The sequence below is a fragment of the Methylobacter sp. Wu8 genome (assembly GCF_036440755.1).
Lineage (GTDB): Bacteria > Pseudomonadota > Gammaproteobacteria > Methylococcales > Methylomonadaceae > Methylobacter_A > Methylobacter_A tundripaludum_A.
Genome location: NZ_JAZGVT010000066.1, coordinates 1 through 19,123, shown reverse-complemented (window position 1 = coordinate 19,123; position 19,123 = coordinate 1). Strand labels below are relative to the sequence as shown.

Annotated in this window: 8 protein-coding genes; 2 read left to right on the top strand and 6 right to left on the bottom strand. The window is 54.6% G+C overall.

What is annotated here, in order from left to right:
* The first annotated feature begins 247 nt into the window (after positions 1 to 247).
* Entirely contained in the window at positions 248 to 2,590 is a 2,343-nt protein-coding gene (locus tag V3O24_RS11050; RefSeq protein ID WP_104424213.1) for a penicillin-binding protein 1A, read from the top strand.
* A gap of 38 nt (positions 2,591 to 2,628) precedes the next feature.
* Here the strand turns inward: V3O24_RS11050 and secA are convergent, their stop codons facing one another.
* The 6 genes from secA to V3O24_RS11020 all read right to left on the bottom strand — a co-directional run bounded on the left by secA (position 2,629) and on the right by V3O24_RS11020 (position 18,484).
* Complete coding sequence (secA, locus tag V3O24_RS11045) at positions 2,629 to 5,352, bottom strand: preprotein translocase subunit SecA (protein ID WP_104424212.1); 2,724 nt, start codon at positions 5,350 to 5,352, stop codon at positions 2,629 to 2,631.
* Positions 5,353 to 5,624: 272 nt separating this feature from the next.
* Positions 5,625 to 7,739 (bottom strand): HlyD family efflux transporter periplasmic adaptor subunit, encoded by a 2,115-nt coding sequence (locus V3O24_RS11040; RefSeq protein WP_331307283.1) that lies wholly within the window; start codon positions 7,737 to 7,739, stop codon positions 5,625 to 5,627.
* Positions 7,724 to 9,064 (bottom strand): HlyD family efflux transporter periplasmic adaptor subunit, encoded by a 1,341-nt coding sequence (locus tag V3O24_RS11035; protein ID WP_331307282.1) that lies wholly within the window; start codon positions 9,062 to 9,064, stop codon positions 7,724 to 7,726. The genes V3O24_RS11040 and V3O24_RS11035 overlap by 16 nt, the downstream gene beginning before the upstream one ends.
* A complete protein-coding gene (locus V3O24_RS11030) occupies positions 9,057 to 9,809 on the bottom strand; it encodes an efflux RND transporter periplasmic adaptor subunit (RefSeq protein ID WP_104424209.1) in 753 nt (250 codons plus the stop codon). The genes V3O24_RS11035 and V3O24_RS11030 overlap by 8 nt, the downstream gene beginning before the upstream one ends.
* A 379-nt stretch (positions 9,810 to 10,188) precedes the next feature.
* Positions 10,189 to 11,748 carry a TolC family protein gene (locus tag V3O24_RS11025; RefSeq protein ID WP_331307281.1) on the bottom strand — a complete coding sequence of 520 codons (1,560 nt, stop codon included), beginning with the start codon at positions 11,746 to 11,748 and terminating at the stop codon, positions 10,189 to 10,191.
* Positions 11,749 to 11,896: 148 nt separating this feature from the next.
* Positions 11,897 to 18,484, bottom strand: coding sequence for an autotransporter-associated beta strand repeat-containing protein (locus V3O24_RS11020; protein ID WP_331307280.1), 6,588 nt, complete (start codon positions 18,482 to 18,484; stop codon positions 11,897 to 11,899).
* Positions 18,485 to 18,877: 393 nt separating this feature from the next.
* On the opposite strand from V3O24_RS11020, the gene V3O24_RS11015 reads away from it, so the two are divergent.
* The coding region (locus V3O24_RS11015) for a hypothetical protein (RefSeq protein ID WP_331307279.1) at positions 18,878 to 19,123 on the top strand (246 nt) is incomplete at its 3' end.

Here is a 19,123-nt window from a genome sequence, read left to right as displayed (position 1 = left end):
ACGACATCGTGACCGATCAGCTGCAATGCCGGGTTTTCAGCTACAATCAACAATGACAAAACTTATTTACTGGCGAAAGTATAGTAGCCTTTTTTATTTTGATGCTTAAAATGTTCAATTTATTTGCTCGATCCGTTGCTTTTTATCTCCAGTGAAAATCATTTCTGCCGGCATTTACTAAAAATGTATCTTTTTATTCATAAAGCTTGCGCTCTTACCGCTACCGTACCGTTTCCCGGGATTTCTTGTGGCTAAACTTTTAAAATGGTTTGCTGTTTTTTTTATCACCATTACATTGGGCTTAGCTATTTCCGGCTATTTTTTATACAACAAGCTTGCCGCCGACCTGCCTGATGTTAAGACCCTGCATAATGTTCAGTACCAGACGCCTTTAAGCGTTTATAGTGCGGATAATTTGCTGATTGCTCAATTTGGCGAAAAAAAACGCGCACCGGTCAATATAGAGGAAGTCCCGCCGCAACTGATTAATGCTTTCATTGCCGCTGAGGACGACAGTTTTTACCAGCACCCCGGCGTCGATTTCAAAGGCCTGCTTCGGGCCGGTCTACACCTTGCCTTAACCGGCAAGAAAAAACAGGGCGGCAGCACCATCACCATGCAGGTTACCCGTAACTTCCTGTTGAGCAGCGAGAAAACTTACACCCGTAAGTTAAAGGAAATCATGCTGGCGTTGAAAATAGAACGCGAGTACCCGAAAAACAAAATCCTGGAACTTTACTTAAACCAGATTTTCATGGGCCACAGAGCCTACGGCGTTGCCGCTGCCGCCCAGGTTTATTACGGAAAATCCCTGTCGGAACTTAACTTGGCCGAATACGCGATGATTGCCGGGCTACCCAAAGCGCCATCGACATACAACCCCATTACAAATGAAGCGCGAGCCATTGAACGGCGCAATTATGTCTTGCACCGTATGCTTGAGCTTAACCATATCAGCCAACAGGAATACGAGGACGCATCCGGGCAACCCTCTACAGCCAAGCTGCAAACAGTCTCTCCTGAAATTTCGGCGCTTTATTTCGCCGAAATGGTTCGGCAAAAAATCTTCGAGCTCTATGGCGAGCAAGCCTATACCTCCGGCTTCAAGGTCTATACAACAATCAACGGAACGCTGCAATCGACGGCGAATCAGGCGCTTAACAATACCTTGCACGCCTATGACCAACGCCACGGCTATCGCCACTTACGCACCAGGACCAGCAATTTCAACGAAGCTTCCGCTCCTGCTCACGCCCCTCGCCTACTTCCTGTAGGCGAACTTCCCGTCATCGGCGATACATTGCCCGCCACCGTTCTACGCGTAAAAGATAATATTGCAACTGCCGCTCTTCAAGACCGCTCTGTCATTGAAATACCGTCGGAAAATATTAAATGGACCGGCAACTCTATCGCAAACCTGTTAAAAACAGGCGACATTATCCGCGTTCGTCAGCTACAAAATAACACCTGGACTTTAACGCAAGTGCCCGAGGTAGAAGGCGCATTTGTTTCTTTAAATCCCGCCAACGGCGCCATTTTGGCGTTAACCGGCGGTTTCGATTTTTACCGCAACAAATACAATCGCGCGACCCAATCAAAAAGACAGCCGGGGTCGGGCTTTAAACCCATCATTTACACCACCGCCCTGGAACAAGGCTACACCGCAGCCAGTCTTATTAACGATGCGCCTATCGTCATCGATATTCCAGGCCAGGAAAATGAATGGCGGCCGGAAAATTACAACAAGAAATTCTACGGTCCAACCAGTATCAGGGCGGCTATAACCCACTCAAGAAACATTATCTCCATCCGCCTATTACAGGAAATGGGCGTTGAAAAAGCCGTTGCAACGGCTTTGCGCTTCGGCTTTACTGAAGAGCAAATACCCAAAACCCTGTCACTGGCGCTGGGCAGCGGCTATGCATCCCCACTGCAAATGGCTCGGGTTTACGCCACATTCGCCAACGGCGGCTTCCTGATCACTCCCTATTTTATTGAACGCATTGAATCCAACGAAGGCGAGATTATTTATCAGGCCAAACCTAAAACCCCCTGCCCTTCCTGCGACAGCAGCGAGGAATTAAAACGCAACTACGCACCCCGAATTATTACGCCGCAAATTTGTTTTCTGATGAATTCGTTGCTAAGAGATGTCGTCCAACATGGTACGGCAACCGATGCAAAAGTATTGGGCAGACAGGATCTTGCCGGAAAAACAGGAACCACAAACGAACAGCGCGACGCCTGGTTCAATGGCTACACGCAATCGAATGTCGCCACCGCATGGGTCGGATTTGATGATTTTTCCCCGCTGGGGAATCGTGAAACGGGCGGTGTAGCCGCATTACCGATGTGGATAGAGTTTATGCAAACAGCATTAAAAGATACCCCCGATACGCCTCTTGAAGCGCCGGAAGGCATAGTAAAAGCGTTTATAAACCCTGAGACCGGCCTGCTAACAGAGGCCGCAAATAAAGACGGGATATGGGAGTACTTTCAAGCTGACCGCGTGCCGACAAGCTTCACGTCCGGCGACTCGACGACTGATTCCAGTCAATCTACTGAACAACCCGCAGAAGACCTGTTTTGAGACAACACAGGGCGGGGTTAACCCGCCCTGCAATCAAATCAGCTTAATTTACCGTGGCACTGTTTAAACTTTTTGCCCGAACCGCAAGGACAAGGATCATTACGCCCCACTTTATTGCCGTCCCTGACAAATGGCTGCTCAGCAACAGTAGTTTCTTCCTGTTCGGGTGCCGACAGCGACTCCTCGTAAGCATCCAAAGTCGGCGCCTGCGCGTGCTCAAAATGCATTTCCCTGGGCGCCTGCATTTGCTCGTCAAGCGCCTGAACATCCTCTTCCTGCCGAACCTGAACTTTGAACAGCGTAGTGATTACCTCGTACTTGATATGCTCTAGCAGGTTGGTGAACATTTCAAACGCTTCGCGCTTGTATTCCTGCTTGGGATCTTTTTGCGCATAACCTCTAAAGTGGATGCCTTGACGCAAATAATCCATCGCCGCCAGATGCTCTTTCCAGCTGTTGTCCAGCACTTGCAACATTAATGATTTCTCAATATGCCGCAGCACTTGCTGAGTCATCTGCTGTTCTTTGTCTTTATGGTTTTGTTCCAGAATTTCGATAATTCGCTTGCGTAAAGATTCTTCCTGCAACGAGTGGTCTTCTTCCAGCATTTTACGCACAGGAATTTCAACATTAAACTCCTGATGCAAATGATCCTCCAGGCCCTTGGTATCCCACTGCTCCACCATCGTCCTTGCCGGGATGTACTGAGTAATCACATTATTGACCACGTCTTCACGTATCGCGGTGATGATGTCGGAAATTTCCTCCGCCGCCATCAGCTCGTTACGCTGCGCGTAGACAACCTTGCGTTGATCGTTGGCGACATCGTCATAGGCCAGGATTTCTTTACGCACATCGAAGTTACGGCCTTCAACCTTGCGTTGGGCGCTTTCGATAGAACGGGTTACCCAAGGATGCTCAATAGCTTCGCCATTGCCCATACCTAATTTCTGCATCAAGCCCGCCACGCGATCCGATGCGAAGATGCGCATCAGGTCATCTTGCAATGACAAGTAGAAACGGGTTGACCCCGGATCGCCCTGCCGGCCAGACCGGCCTCTTAACTGGTTGTCGATACGGCGCGATTCATGACGCTCCGAACCGATAACATGCAAGCCGCCGGTGGCGACAACCTGCTCGTGTCTGTCTAGCCACGCGCCGCGGACGCGTTCCTTATCGGCCTCGCCGGCATCTTCGCCCAATGCCGCCAGTTCCGCGTCCAGATTGCCGCCGAGCACAATATCGGTACCCCGTCCGGCCATGTTGGTCGCGATAGTCACCGCTCCCGGCATACCGGCCTGTTCAATGATATGGGCTTCGCGCTCATGCTGCTTGGCGTTAAGTACTTCGTGTTTAATACCCTGTTTTTTCAACAGCGCAGACAGCCGCTCGGAGTTTTCAATCGATGTGGTTCCCACCAACACCGGCTGTCCACGTCCAACACATTCTTTAATATCTTCGGCAACGGCGACATATTTCTCGTCGGCAGTCAGAAATACGACGTCACCGAAATCCTTACGAATCATCGGGCGGTGCGTAGGAATAACCACAACTTCGAGGCCGTAAATCTTGTTTAATTCGAACGCTTCGGTATCCGCTGTACCGGTCATACCGGACAGTTTTTCGTACAAACGGAAATAGTTCTGGAAAGTAATCGAGGCCAGCGTCTGGTTTTCATTTTGAATGGCGACGTGCTCTTTCGCCTCAATCGCCTGATGCAAGCCTTCAGACCAGCGGCGTCCCGGCATCACGCGCCCGGTAAACTCATCGACGATAATCACTTCGTTATTGGCGACGATATAATCCACGTCTTTTTTAAATAACACATGCCCGCGCAACGAAGCGTTCAGGTAATGCATCAGGCGAATGTTGGTTGCGTCATACAAACTGGTCCCTTCCGCCATCAAGCCATGTTCGACCATTAAACGCTCAACCCGTTCGTGGCCTTCTTCAGTCAGGTACAACTGGCGTACTTTTTCATCGACGGAATAGTCGCCCGGCTCGCCTTCTTTTTCCTGCTTGGTCAGGAACGGGACGATCTGATTGACCTTCACGTATATTTCAGTGCTTTCCTCGGTAGGCCCGGAAATGATCAGAGGCGTTCTCGCCTCATCAATCAGGATAGAATCCACCTCATCGACAACAGCAAAGCTTAAATCGCGCTGGACTTTCTGTTCGAGGCTAAAAGCCATATTGTCGCGCAAATAATCGAAACCGAATTCGTTGTTGGTGCCGTATGTGATGTCTGACGCATAAGCTTTGCGACGTTCTTCACTTTCCATCTGGCTGATAATCACACCGGTCGTCAATCCCAGAAAACCGTAAAGCCTGCCCATCGTCTCGGAATCGCGCTTGGCCAGATAGTCGTTAACCGTAACAACATGTACGCCGCGGCCTGGCAAAGCGTTCAGATAAGCCGCCAGGGTCGCCATCAGGGTTTTACCCTCACCGGTTTTCATTTCGGCGATTTTGCCGTCATGAAGTATCATGCCGCCGATCAATTGCACATCGAAATGGCGCATACCGAAGACTCGGGTCGACGCTTCCCTGACTGTCGCAAACGCTTCCGGCAACAGATTGTCCAGTTTTTCACCCTGCGTCAGGCGATCACGAAACTCCTGCGTTTTTGCTTTTAACGCATCATCAGATAATTTTTCGTATTCAGAAGCCAGGGCATTGATCTTTTTGACCAACGACCTTTTCTTCTTTATCAGCCTGTCATTACGGCTTCCTATAACTAATCTAACCAACTTACCCAGCATGTTTTTTTCCGGTATGAATTTAGTAAATGATTGAATAAAACCGTCGGATTATATACCGTCTGCTGTTTTAGTTACAGTTAAAAACATGCTTTGCCTCTCGGCAAAAGGCCTTAACATTAACGAAGAACATTTAAAAATCAATATCGAAGACTTTGCTGGCAGTCTTACAATCAACAGTCCATTAGCTTGGTAAGACGTAATCTTATAGAACGCAATAACGGCAGAGACTGTGAAAGTATTATCTGAATCAGGCAAAAGCCTTTAAATCAGCTTTAAAACCCGGATTCCCTGACGAATGCGGCTGCAATGTGTCGCCATACGGATGAGGCGATGCTTTCGGCTTTTCCATCGATCAGCACATTGCCCTTGATAGCCCGATTGATCGGTCCGCTGTTTTCCAGAGGCTGAAGCCAGACCCGGTAAACCGATGCTTCGGGAACCAGTTCATCCTTATTGTTGCCCCGGATGGCGATACTTCCGGCATAACGGGAAGTAAAAACCGGCGGCAACTGCAAGGCCGCAGCATTATCGATGCGCACAATCCGGCACGGAATGCTCGGCCAGTCCAGCTGTTCGGGATAAAAATCGGCTCGCGCACCGGGCTGAATCTGGCCCAAATGGTCTTCAGCCAAAAAAGCCTCTATCTGATAAGCATCAAACTTCCCCAGAGTTAACAGCGGTTCGTTTTTGGCGATCCATTCCCCGGCATTCAATTGGTCGTTTATTTCGATGATTTCACCGTCGAAAGGCGCCACAACGGTCAAACGTTTACGTTCATCCATAAGACTGTCGTACTCGCTAGCCGCGCTTTCCAGTTCGGTCAACGCCACCAGCCGCCGGTTGATCAGGTTTTTCTCCTGTCCGTGAAAGGACAACTCCCAACGCAACGATTCAACTTTTATTCTGCTTTGCTCAAGACGCGAGTCGATACCGGACGAGCTGAACTGCATCAGGGGCCGCCCTTCCTTAACGGCTTCACCTTTGGCGACCAGAATCCGGTCCAGCTTGCCGGGCAGAGGCATAAAAAGTTCGGTATGGACGGCTATTTTCAACAAGCCCGGCGCTTCAATGCGGCTCTTCCACGGAATAACCAAAATGCCGGCGACGATCAGCACTGCCGCCAAGGTCGCCTTGGTGTTACGATTCCATTCGATGCGCCGGCGGTGTTCAAGCCAATACTTAATTTCTTTGGCGATAGGGAGCATGATAAACCAGCCTATTTCGACCATCATTAAAAACAGGCCGAGCAATTTAAAAAAGAAGTGATACACCAGCAACGCAATCCCCAAAAACAGGAAAAAGCGGTAAACCCAGATGCACCAAGCATAAATCAGCAGTAACCGTTGAGTGCGCGGCGGAAACCGCTCCGGCGCTTCATCGGTAAGGCCGAATAATAGTCGCCGCAGTTGCCAGCGCCCCAACGCGAACGCCCTGTTTTGCAGGTTTTCGATCCCCCAATAATCCGACAGTAAAAAATAACCGTCAAAACGCATTAACGGGTTTAAATTAATAAACAGCGTCATGATCCAGGTGGTCGTGGCCATCAAAAATACGCTGCTGCGCAACGGGCCGTCCGGTAAAAAATGCCACAGCGTGGTACATAGAACGGCCAGCCCCAATTCAGCGGCAATGCCGCCAACACCAATCGCCAGCCGTTGCCGCCGCGAGGTCAATTTCCACGCATCGCTGGCATCGGTAAATAACACCGGCATCATTACCAGAAAAGCCACGCCCATCGAGGAAACCCGGCAACCGTAACGATGGGCGGTATAAGCATGACCCAACTCATGCAGGGTTTTGGTCAAGGTCAACGCAACGGCGTAATAAATAAAACCTTCGGTCGAGAAAAAATGCAGGAAGGTTCGGCTGAATATTTCCCAGCGATCGATCAGCAAATACAGATTAACCAGCACCAACGCCATCAACACGTACAGCACCAGCGGCTGATAAATCCAGCGTAGCGCAGGATAAGTCCGCGCCAGCAGGCGATCAGGGCGAAGCAGCGGGATTTTAAAAAACAGGTAATGATGTATCAGCCAGGCAAACCAGTGATGATGAGCGGCTCTGCTTTGGCCGACCAGACGCTGCACAGCGTCTTTTCCCTGGATCTGGAGCAGATTATGGCCGGCAAGGAACTGCAATAAATGCTGAATATCGTCAACGCTGACGGTGAACAAGCCGTGCTGCGATAATTGTTCGCTGATAGCCTCGGACGACCTTAAATCCCAATGCGCCAGAATCTCGTTTTCAAGCTGCCCGATGCGATAGAAATGCTGATTGGCCGGATCGTAAATTGTCCAGGTGGGCGAACCGTCAAATGCGCAAGGCCCCGGAAACAAGTCCAGTTCTTCACGCAACGGCGGCAGGTTAATTACAACCCCATCCATTGTCTCAATGCCGCCAAAGGTCTTCTTAACACATAGTACACAAAAGGAACCCGCGAGCCGAAGACTTTGGCCGTCCCTTTCAGGCCGATCCTAGGCAACACGTCCGCTTGCTTGAACTTGGCTTTCAAACGGTAGGCCAAGACCTCGTCAGGCGTAACTTCGGCTTGATAGGCGGCAAAATAAAGCTCTGCCGAAACCGGCGTGACCGGATCGACATTCAAGAAAAACTGCACCTTGGCTCCGGGTTCCAGATTAATCGCATCGGCAATCGGCAACTGCACTTCCAGTTCGACATCGGCAGGATCGGCGACCATCAAAATGCGTTCGCCGATGGTGACGGGTTTTCCTATCCAGTCGTTGACATCGGAAAACACCGCTATCCCGGCATGAGGCGCTTTAATATCGATACGCGCCAGCCAATCCTCCATGCTGCGCACTTCGGCCTGCTGTTGCTCAACCCGGCTTTGAAGAATATTGACCTGAGCCTTGCTGTCCATATCGAACATCGCCTGTTGCGCGGTTTTTCGGTATTCCGCTTCGGCAACCTCCAAGGCCTTGCGGGTAACGGTCAGCTTGTTTTTAATGGTTTCTTCTTCGAGGCTTAACAACAGCTGATCTTTCGCCACCTGATCGTTGGGCTGAACATAAAACCGGTCGACGACGCCGTCAATCGCGGCCCTGAGTATAGTCGGATGTCCGGGAATAACGCTGGCCGGAGCCATTGCCGTTTGCCGCACCGGAATCCAAAGCAGGCAAAACAGCACAGCCAGACCGACCATCAGGCGCTTTTTAGTCAGCCAGTCCTGTTTCCAGAAAGACGGTCTGGGCGACAAAGCCGCCCAGGCATGGCCGAAAGTGTCCGCCACATGCTCCAGTAAATAAAGCTCCCCATCGGTCCAGTCGGACTCTCGCGCCAGCAGCAGCCCGGCTTGCGGCGTAGCGCCATAAGCCGACACCGGCAGCCATACGGCATGAGCAGGCAACCATTGACGCCACTCATCGGCACAGTCGCCTTCCAGGTCTTCTGCGGTCAAACGCCGAATGGCTCCAGAAGCATCCGCAGACAACTGTTTGAATACTTGTTTCAACCAGCTTATATACGGCGCATTCGTGTCGATCACGGCCAAACCGGAAACGGCGATCACTTGCGATTCGTTTATTTGCCACAACGCAGCCTGGCGGTATTCAATCAGGCTGCGGCTGTCGTTAACCAGTGTATAGGCCAACGCTTCCGAGGTATCGGCGTTACGGAACGTTTTTTCCAGTTGCAGCAAGGTCGCCAGCGCCGCCAGCTGCCGTTGCGAGTCGGTCATCGCATCAGTCATGCGCGGCAGCCGCAGTTGCCGACGGGAAAATGGCGCGGCCGCTCATACCGGCCAGAAGATCTTCGGTCTTGCCGGTAATAATTCCGGTAATTTTAATGGACTGACTGACCGCATCGATGCGCGCGCCCAGTATTTTGACCTTGGCGGGATATTCCTTCTGCGTTTCTTCAAGAAAAACCTTAAACTCGTAGCCCGGCTTCAACCATTTCAGCCAACTGGAGGGAACCAGCACCGTGACTTCAAGCTGGCTGTCATCCAGAATATCCAGGATCGGGTCGCCGGCTTTAACGTATTGATAGCGCTGCACCAGGCGCTCCGCCACGCGCCCCGAAAAAGGCGCGGCAATCGTGCATTTTTGCAGCACCGCCCCCATCAACGCAATATCGGCTTTGGCCTTGGCGACTTCAGCAGCCGCCATTTCAAGCTCCAGCGGACTCATGGAATTGAGTTTGGTCAAACGGGAATTAACCTCATAGGTTTTTTCGGCGGCTTGCACAACGGCTTGCGCCTTTTTCAATTGCGCCTGTTGTTCGGCGCAATTGAACGCAACCAGTAAATCGCCTTGTTTAAACCGTTCGCCTTCTTGGACATTGAGCTGAATGATTTTTGCCGCCATTTCACTGGACAGAATAGTGGAATGCTGCGCATTGAGCTGGGCGCGAATTTCCGCCGCCTCAGCCGCATAGACTGTGCTGGAAACGCTAAAACCGGTGATACCGGTTAGCAAAAGTAAAAAAGTACGCATAAAATGAGTATGGGTTGTTTGCTGGGAGTTAAAAATGCGTAGGCCGGAATAAAGCCAACCAAGCGTAACGCTGGATGGACTTTTCCGGCTTAGGATTTGGTCAAAAATAACTTCCCGAAATCACTGTCTTCTATCGTCAAGCCGTTCGTGCTGACCCTTCGACTCGCTCAGGACTAAAGGCCTTGTCGAAGCATGATCGGCTTGACGCGGTAGGCCGAAATTTTTCCGTCCACCCTTCGACAAGCTCAGGGCGAACGGAAAAATTTTACCCGAGCCATATTGGGAAGTTATTAATGACCGTATCCTTATCATGCAGCGATGGCCGGAAACGCAAGTTTCCGCTTTCGCTCAAACAAGCTTATTCCGACATACAGGATTACTAATTCTTCTTGACCGCATTCAAATCGGTAGCCGATAACGTGTCTGCCGCCGGTTTCGTTATGGGTGGAAACTGTCCGGCCTGCCAGTTCTTATCCACAGCTTCGATGGAGCTCGCCAGCGTATTGATATTATGGTTTTCAATCCAGTCCGGTAAAGGATCAAGGCCCAATGACACATAAACTCTGCCCAACGAACTTTGAATGCCGGCATAGGCTTCAAGCAGCTGTAAGCGCGACATCAACGCATTGGTCGTTGCGCGAATGCGCTCCAACTCGGTTTTTGCATCGTTCTCGGCATCTGTGGTGATGTGCTTTGAAATCTTCTGATTGATTTCATCCAGTTCCTGGGTGCGCTTATACTGCTGTCCTGCGACCAAAAACTGCTGATAAGACAAATGAACCTGGGTCAATACCGCCATATAAACCGATAAGCGGCGGGTATCTCCCAGCTTTTCCTGAGCGTCTATCTGACTAAAGCGTGCCGGCGCCGAAACCAACTCCATCAGGTTATTGCTAATGATGCCGCTCAATTCCAGCCAGTTGTTATTTAGCAGGTAACTGTTGTTGTCATAGTTATAGCCGGCCCTAAACTCAATACCGGGAAGCAGGCGCAATATGGCTTTATGCGTTTCTTCTGTCGTAATCCGGTTGTTGTAAATTTCCTCGCGCAATTCAGGGCGCAGTTGCAGAGCCATTTCTTCCATTTTGTCAATGGCCAATGAAAGTTCCGGCGCCTTCAGCGCGTTGTTTTCAGGTAGTTTGAGCTCAAATTTCTGGCTGGGTGAGATGCCCAGCAAAGAGGCCAGTTCGGTTTTGGCAAGACGCAATGTTTCCGATAGCTCTTCCAGTTTCCGTATGATTTCCAGCAAGTCTTTTTCGTATTGCAGTATCGACAACGGTGCGGACAAACGCTCGCTCTCGATACCTTGGGCGTCCTTCAATGCCTGCTTGGCGCTGGTCAGGATTTTATCGATCTCCCCTTCCAGTTGCTGGGTGCCGGCCATTCGCCAGAATGCGGTGCGCACATCCTGCATCAACAATTGCGCGGTTTTACGGCGGGTTTCTTCTGCAACCAAAACCCGGTTTGCATCCTGCTTGGCCTGAAAATAGCTGACGCCGAAGTCCAGCACGTTCCAGCTGAAGGTGAAGTCGTAAACCTTGCGCGACCGGTCCTGGGAAGTCGATGACTGCAATTGTTGTGCGCCGGTGACAGCGTTACGGCTGTTGGAAGCATTGTAATTATCACGACCCCGATAACCCGCCGTAGCAATCAAATCCGGCAATAAATTGAATTTCGCCAAATCGGACTGCCCGTCGGCCACCGCATGTTCCATCATCTTGACACGATGGTTAAGGTTATACTTTAGCGCTCTGGCCATCGCTTCATAGACGCTGATCGGGGCTAAAATAGGTTCCTGTTTTGCAAAAATAACCTGTTTATCGGCATCAAGCGATGTCTGTTGCTCACTCCGCGTAATCGGCTCCGGCATGATGGCGCAACCGGCGAGCATTACAATACCGGAAAGACCGGCAACCAACTGGGGGACTGGATAGTTCATGGTAGTTTTTTATTATTGATATTTAGTCGAAAGAATTACAGGCGGCTATCCCGCCTCATTTTACAGCTGTAAAGTTAAAAATAATCTAGCCGGGGGGAACCACAACAGATCCCCCCGCAAAAATGTATCGGTTATTTAATTTCATCTATCAGGCGGCATCTTTATCATTGTTAACAAGACTTGCCAGACTGTCCAGCAATTTCAGGCGCTGAAATTCAAAGCCTTTTCTGCCCACCATCTTCAGCTGTTGCGTTAAACCGGGCTTGCCCGCATGAGCCAGTTGCTTGTCGGTCTGCTCCAGCCGGCCTTGTTGATTTTGCCCTCTTCCTTCCTGCCCTTGCTGATGATCTCCAGCCTGCGGCTGATCTTGATCCTGATTTGGATCCCGCTGACCCTGTTGCTCAGATCGACCCTTTTGCGGCTGCACCTTGACCAGAACAACCACCTGCTTACCTTGACTGTCTCTTATGGTGACTTTAACGGTTATCGGACTGGTTACGACAGCGCCATCTTTTACCGTCACAGCCCCGGTGCTGGGGTTAACAGTGATAAATGACGGCAAACTTTGTCCGCTGGACTGGGCGGCGGAAATAGTTATCGCCCCGCTCGTATTCAGCCCGGCAAAGGCACTGGACGGTATGTTAATCGTGCCGCCGCTGGTACCGTTGCCGCGTGAATCAACGCTCAGCTTCATATCCACAACGATGGTTTGGTTAGGGCTGGAACCGCTGTGGTTGCCGGTGTTGGAATTATTGCCTGTGTTATTATTGCCTGTATCGGTGTTGTTACTGTTGTTACTGTTGTTACTGTTGTTATTACCCGTACCGGTGTTGTTGCCGGGGCCAGGATTATTGTTATTGCCCGTACCGGTGTTATTACCTGTGCCGTTATTATTACCGGTATGAGTGTTGTTGCCGGAGCCCGAATTCGAATTGCTATCGCTATTCCCATTTATTTGAGTGATATTGATCGGCACTAACCTTACCGGCGCTGTTTCTTCGCTGGTTATACTCTCCACAGTACCTTTACCATCAGTGTAACTGACGACTACAGTGATTTTTTTACCCGCAACAGCCTCTATCAAAATAAAGCTTTTGTCTGTGCCGCCGGGAATGTCAACACCATCGGCTTGCCATTGATAACTGATGTCCCCCATCCCATCAATATCCGCCAGATTGTTGCCGGCAGTCAGGACGTCGCCGACAAAAGTGGTTCCGCTGATGGTTGTTGTACCGGTTGGCGCATCATTAACCGAGTTTACCGTGATCATGAAGGTCTGATTGGCGCTGGTATCGGCACCCCCATTGGCCGTGCCGCCGTTATCATTGATCGACACGGTGACTGTCGCCGTACCGTTAGCATTGGCCGCCGGTGTGTAACTCAAGTTACCGTTGCTGTCGATCGTCGGCTGTACGCTAAACAAGGCGTTGTTGTTATTGCTAACAACAAAACTCAGAGTTTGGCCGCTTTCGTCAGCCTGTCCTTTACTGAGTCCGGTCGCCCAGCCATTGACCGTTTGCGCCCCTCCATCTTCGTTGACGGTTTGGTCAGCGCCCTTAGTAAAGCCGGGGGCGTCATTGACCGGGGTCACGGTGATCGTGAAGGTCTGGCTGGCGCTGGTATCGACACCGCCATTGGCCGTGCCGCCGTTATCATTGATCGACACAGTGACTGTCGCCGTACCGTTAGCATTGGCCGCCGGTGTGTAACTCAAGTTGCCGTTGCTGTCGATCGTCGGCTGTACGCTAAACAAGGCATTATTGTCATTACTGGTATTAAAACTCAGGGTTTGGCCGCTTTCGTCAGCCTGCCCTTTACTAAGGCCGGTCGCCCAGCCATTGACCGTTTGCGCCCCTCCATCTTCGTTGACGGTCTGGTCGGCCCCCTTGGTAAAGGCTGGTATGTCATTAACCACCGTGATGCTGGTGCTAATAGTGTTGAGTGTGCTGGAAATGGCCGTAGTACCGCCATTAACCGAACTATCGGCGGTAACGCGGGTTTCAGTGCCGCCCGTCGTCGTGCTGAAAGCAGCCACATAAATGTTATCCAGAGCGCGTACTGATAAAGCCGGTGGCGTACCATTGTAATTAGCCGCAGGTACGAAACGAACTTGGGTGGCGCTAGCCAGAGCCAAGGCAGCAGAATTATCACCGACCGCACCAATAGCTTTCCAGTTCGCACCGCCGTCACTGCTGTATTGCCACACGCCTTCGGTGACTGCGTTGGCAGTGTTGCCCACCACCAGAACGCCGGGGCTGCTAGCTCCGGCATCCGTATCCTGAAAACTATAGCCGGTTAAAGCACTGATAGCAGTGCCGGTCGGATTAGCCGCATCTTCGTTAATCGCCGCCAAGGTCAGATTGCCGACGCCGGTGGGCGCATTGTTGGTTAACGTCAGCGTCATATCGTTGTTGGTGCCGCCCACGTAACTGGCTTTAAGCGTACCAGACATAGCGCCTTCAGCCAATCCGCTGAAAGTTCCGGTAATAAGATCGGTGCTGTCGTTGTCGATCAGCCTAAAACTGTCGTTAAGCGCCGGAGTGAATCCTAGAGTGGTTGATAAAGTCGCGCCAGTCACATCGACCGTGCCCTTCACCACAACCTGATCGTAATCCGTACCGGCAACCGTACCGTTGATGTTGGCCGATAAAGTTCCGGCGATAGCCAAATTGCCGTTGACAGTCAACGTACCGGGACCGGCAACGCCGGGCGCCAATGTGCCGCCACTGTTGATTGTCAGCGTATTCGTGGAAGAGGTTGCAAAGATACTGCCGGTGCCGCTCAAGGTTGCCCCGGAAGCAACTGTAACGCCAGTGGTTGCGTCTAATGCCCCAGTGACGGACAGCGTACCCGCCGACACGGTGGTGGCGCCGGTGTAGGTGTCGGTGCCCGATAGCGTCAGCGTGCCCGCACCGCTCTTGGTCAGCGCGAAACCGCCGTCGATTGTGTTGCTGAGGGTGGAGGCGTATCCCGACCCGACGTTGAGGGTGGCGGCGCCGCTCAAGGCGATGTAATTGCCGAAACTCCCCGACACGGCGAAGGACAGCGTCGCGCCGGCGGCCAGGTCGACGCCGGACGAGGCCAGCGCGCCAGTGGAGCCGACAATGACCGTGCCGGCGGAAACAGTGGTGCCGCCGTTGTAGGTGTTAGCGCCCGACAGGGTCAGCGTGCCGCTGCCCAGCTTGGTGAGCGTCCCGCCGCCGGAACCGCTGATGACGCCGCTGAACGTCGTCGACGTGTTGTCGCCGCCGGCCCTCAGGGTGCCGACCAACACGATGGTGCCTGCGCCGGTGATGGACCCCACCGTTTCCGTGCCCGAAACCGACAGCGTGCCGGTGTTCAGCACCGTCACCGCCGACGTGTCGGCGATGGCGCTGCTGCCGCTGAGCGCCATCGTGCCCGCCGAGACGGTGGTGGATCCGGTGTAGGTGTTGGCCCCCGATAGGGTCAGCGTGCCAGTGCCGGTCTTGACGATCCCGCTGGTGTTGGTGGAGGAGATCACGCCGGAGAAGGTGGTCGACGAGTTATCGCCGCCCGTCGTCAGATTGTAGGACAGCACAACGTTACCGGCGCCGGCCAGGGAGCCGATGGTTTCGTTCCCGCCGATCAGGGTCAGGGTGGCTCCGCTGACCACGGTCACCGCGCTGCTGTCGCCAATACTGCCGCCGCCTTCCAGCGTCAACCCGCCGGCCGATACGGTGACCGTGCCGGTGTGGGTGTTGGTGCCGGACAGCGTCAGTGTGCCTGCCCCTGCCTTGGTCAGTACGTTCGACCCCGACAGCACGCCCGACAGAGTGACGGCGTTGGCGTTGGTGATAGTCGCGTCAGCGTTCAGCGCGATGGCGTTGCTGACAGTTGCGGTGCCGGTGATCGTCAGGTCGGATTCGAGCGCCACCGCTCCGGTTCCCAGATTGGCGCCGCTGGTCACCGACATGCCCGCCCCCCGGACAGTCGTGCCGCCGGAATACGTGTTGGTGCCGGACAACGTCAGCAATTGCCCGCCGGTCTTGGTCAACGATCCCGTTCCGGTGATGTTGCCAGACAGCGTTCCGGTCCCGTTGGTAACGCTGATCGTGCCGTTGCTCGCCCCCAGTGTGACGGCGTTGTCGATGGTGCCTGCGTTGTTGAGGTTGAGCGTACCACCGTTCAGCGTGACGGCCCCGCCGACCAGCCGGCTGTCCGACGCCACCGACAGCGTGCCGGCCGTCACCGTCAAGGTGGCGGCAGCGCTGGAGTTACCGGTGTTGCTCAGTGTCAGCGTACCGGCCCCGGCCTTGGTCAGTACCGCCGACCCGGTGATGGCGCCCGACAAGGTGGCGGCGCTGGCGTTGGTGATGGTGGCGTCGGCCGACAGCGCGATGGCGTTGCTGAAGGTGTTGCTAGCGCTGGTGATGGTCAGGTTACCGCCGTTCAGCGTGAGAGTCCCGCCGACCATCGTAGTGGCGGCGCCCACCGACAGAGTGCCGCCCGTCACCGTCAGTGCGGTGGTGGTGGCGGAGGAGTTCGACGTGCTTGACAGGGTCAACGTGCCGGCCCCGCTCTTGGTCAGGGTATTGCCCGCTCCGCTGATCGCGCCCGACAGCGTGACGGCGGCGCTGTTGTCAAGGGTGGCGTTACCCGACAATGCGACGGCGTTGTCGATGGTCGTCGCGCCGGTGACCGCAAGCGTCGTGCCGACGGCCAAGGTCACCCCGCCGGAGCCGAGATTGCCGTCGGCCGCCACGCTCAGCGTACCGCCGGAAACCGTAGTAGTATTGTTGTAGGTGTTACTTCCCGACAGCACCAGCGTACCGGCACCGGCCTTAGTGATGCTGGAACCGCCCCCAATACTACCGCTAATGGTCAATTGATCGGACGCAACGCCCAGATACGTGTTCCCGGTCAGCGTCACGTTGCCGGACAGGGTGTTGGTGCCGCTGACGTTGTAAATCGCCCCGGCACTGGACACGCCCAAGCCCGCCACCGACACCGCTTCGGCCACCGTGACGCCGCCCTGTAAGCCCAACGAGGCGCCGCTCGACACCGTCGTCGAACCGGCCGTGGTTCCCAGCGCGTTGTTGTGCGCCGCCACCAGCGTACCGGTGCTGACGGTGGTGGCGCCGGTGTAGGTGTTATCCCCCGACAGCACCACCGTGCCGGAACCGACTTTGGTCAGCGCGAAACCGCCGGAAATCACGCCGCTCAAGGTCAGCGTGTCGCCGCTGTTGTAGGCGCCGATATCCGTGTCCGCCGCCAGGGTTATGGTCCCGGAGACGGTGGCGCTGCCGCTGCCTTCGTTGATCTTCAAGGCACCAATCCCGGAGGAGACGCCAATACCGCTGAGGGTCAGGTTTTCGGCAACGGTCAGGCCGTTACCGATCCTGAGCGTGGCGCCGCTCGCCACCGTGGTGTCGGCTCCGGTGGTTCCCAGCGCGTTGTTGTGGGTGACGAGCAGCGGGCCGACGCTGACGGTGGTTGCACCGGTATAGGTGTTGTTGCCCGATAGGGTCAGCAGGCTCGCGCCAGCCTTGGCCAGTGTGCCCGAGCCGCTGATCACGCCGGACCAAGTGGCGGCGGCGTCGGCGGTGAGCGTTCCGGCCCCGGTCAGCGAGATAGCGTTGGTGAAGGTGCTGGCCCCGGTCAGAGTCAGCCCGCCGCCGTTCAGCGTAACCGAGTGATTGCCGAGGTTCAACGAGGACGCCACGCTCACCGCACCGCCGCTGACCGTCAATCCCCAGGTTTGGTCGTTGTGGGTTCCCGACAAGGTCAGCGTGCCGCTTCCGCTCTTGATCAGGCTGCCGCTGCCGTCGATGGCGCCCGAAAAGCTGGTGTTGGTCGATTGGCTGACGGTCAGCGCGTTTGCGCCTAAATTCACCGTACCGGCCCCACTCAACGCGCCGATGGTCTCGCTCGCCGACAACAGCGTCAGCGTCCCGGCAACCGACACCGCGCTGCCGTCCGCCAACGCGGTGCCGCTGCTGTTGTTCAGTTCCAGCGTGCCCGCCGAAACCGTGGTAGTTCCGGTGTAAGTGTTGGCGCCCGTCAGGGTCAGCGTGCCGCTGCCTGTCTTGGTCAGGCCGCCCGCGCCGGAAATCACGCCGCCGAAGCTGTAGGATACGTCGCCGTTGCCCAGGGTCAAGGTTTGCCCGGAGTCCACCGTCACTCCGCCAACCCCGCTCAACGTCGCGATGGTCTCCGATCCCACCACCTGGAAAGTCGCGCCCGACGCCACCGACACCGTACCGTCGTCGGCGATGGCTGAGCCGCCGCTAACCGCCAGCGTACCGGCGGAAACCGTCGTCGTTCCGGAGTAAGTGTTGGTTCCCGACAGGGTCAAGGTACCGGCGCCGGTTTTGGTGACGCCGCCGGCACCGGTGATATTCCCCGATAGGGTCAGCGCATCGCCCGTATTGTTGGTGACGGTCAGCGTCTTGCCGCTGGCGATGGAGATGTCGCCGCCGACGGTGATGCTGTTGACCACGTTGGCGTCCAGCGTGATGTTCTCGCTGATCGTGACGCTGGACCCCAAGGTCACGGTCCCCAGCCCCGAGGCGAAACTGATGGTGCCGCCGCCCGCCCGGTTGGCGATGCCGACGGCCTCGCGCAGACTGAGGCCTGTGCCGTCCGCCTTTTCCGCAGCGTAGGTGCCGCCGCCGTCCGCGTCGTCGGTGACGGTGTCGACGACCAAAGTGTTAGTGACGGTGATGGTAAAGCTCTGGTCGTAGTTGTTGTCGCCGTCGTTCACCCGGATCACCACCGTGTAATCCCCGACGGCGGTAGTTGACGGGCTGGCCGCCCGTAGCGTGACGCCGCTGATGTTGAACAGATCGTAGGTGGCGCCCGAGGTGTTGGTGTTAACCGACACGATGGAATAGGTCGGTCCGCCACCGTCCACATCGGTGCGCGTCAAGGAACCAATTGTCACGTTGCTGCCGCTGTCGTAGGTGGACGAGGTGGTGGAGCTCAGTGCGATAGCGGTTGGAGCATCGTTCACCGCCGTCACGTTGATAGTGGAGGTAACACCGGCGCTGGTCTGCGCCCCCACAGCGGCGGCGTTGGCGTCGGTCACGGCCCAAGTCACGGTGCGACTGGCCGAGGATGAGGTCGGCGTGTCGGAGGAACTGGAGTAAGTAACCGAGCGCAAGGCCGCTTGGTAGTTAGCCTTGGTCGCGGTGCCGGACAAGGTCAATACGCCGGTGCCGCTGTCGTAGCTGCCGGTGATGCCGTTCTGGGTGGTGAATCCCAGCGTGTCGCCGCTGGTGAAGCCGGACGAAAGTGTCACCGTGGCCCCGGCAATCTGGGTATCGTCGACATCGGAGAGGGTGATGGTGTTGTCGATAGCCGCCGCCGAACCGTTTTCGGTATAGCTCAGCGAACCGCCTGCGGTCAATACCGG

Bases quoted from the DNA above. Each gene is read 5' to 3' on its own strand.
- V3O24_RS11030 (WP_104424209.1), bottom strand. From the start codon at position 9,809: ATGCGTACTTTTTTACTTTTGCTAACCGGTATCACCGGTTTTAGCGTT.
- V3O24_RS11025 (WP_331307281.1), bottom strand. From the start codon at position 11,748: ATGAACTATCCAGTCCCCCAGTTGGTTGCCGGTCTTTCCGGTATTGTA.
- V3O24_RS11035 (WP_331307282.1), bottom strand. From the start codon at position 9,064: ATGACTGATGCGATGACCGACTCGCAACGGCAGCTGGCGGCGCTGGCG.
- secA (WP_104424212.1), bottom strand. From the start codon at position 5,352: ATGCTGGGTAAGTTGGTTAGATTAGTTATAGGAAGCCGTAATGACAGG.
- V3O24_RS11040 (WP_331307283.1), bottom strand. From the start codon at position 7,739: ATGGATGGGGTTGTAATTAACCTGCCGCCGTTGCGTGAAGAACTGGAC.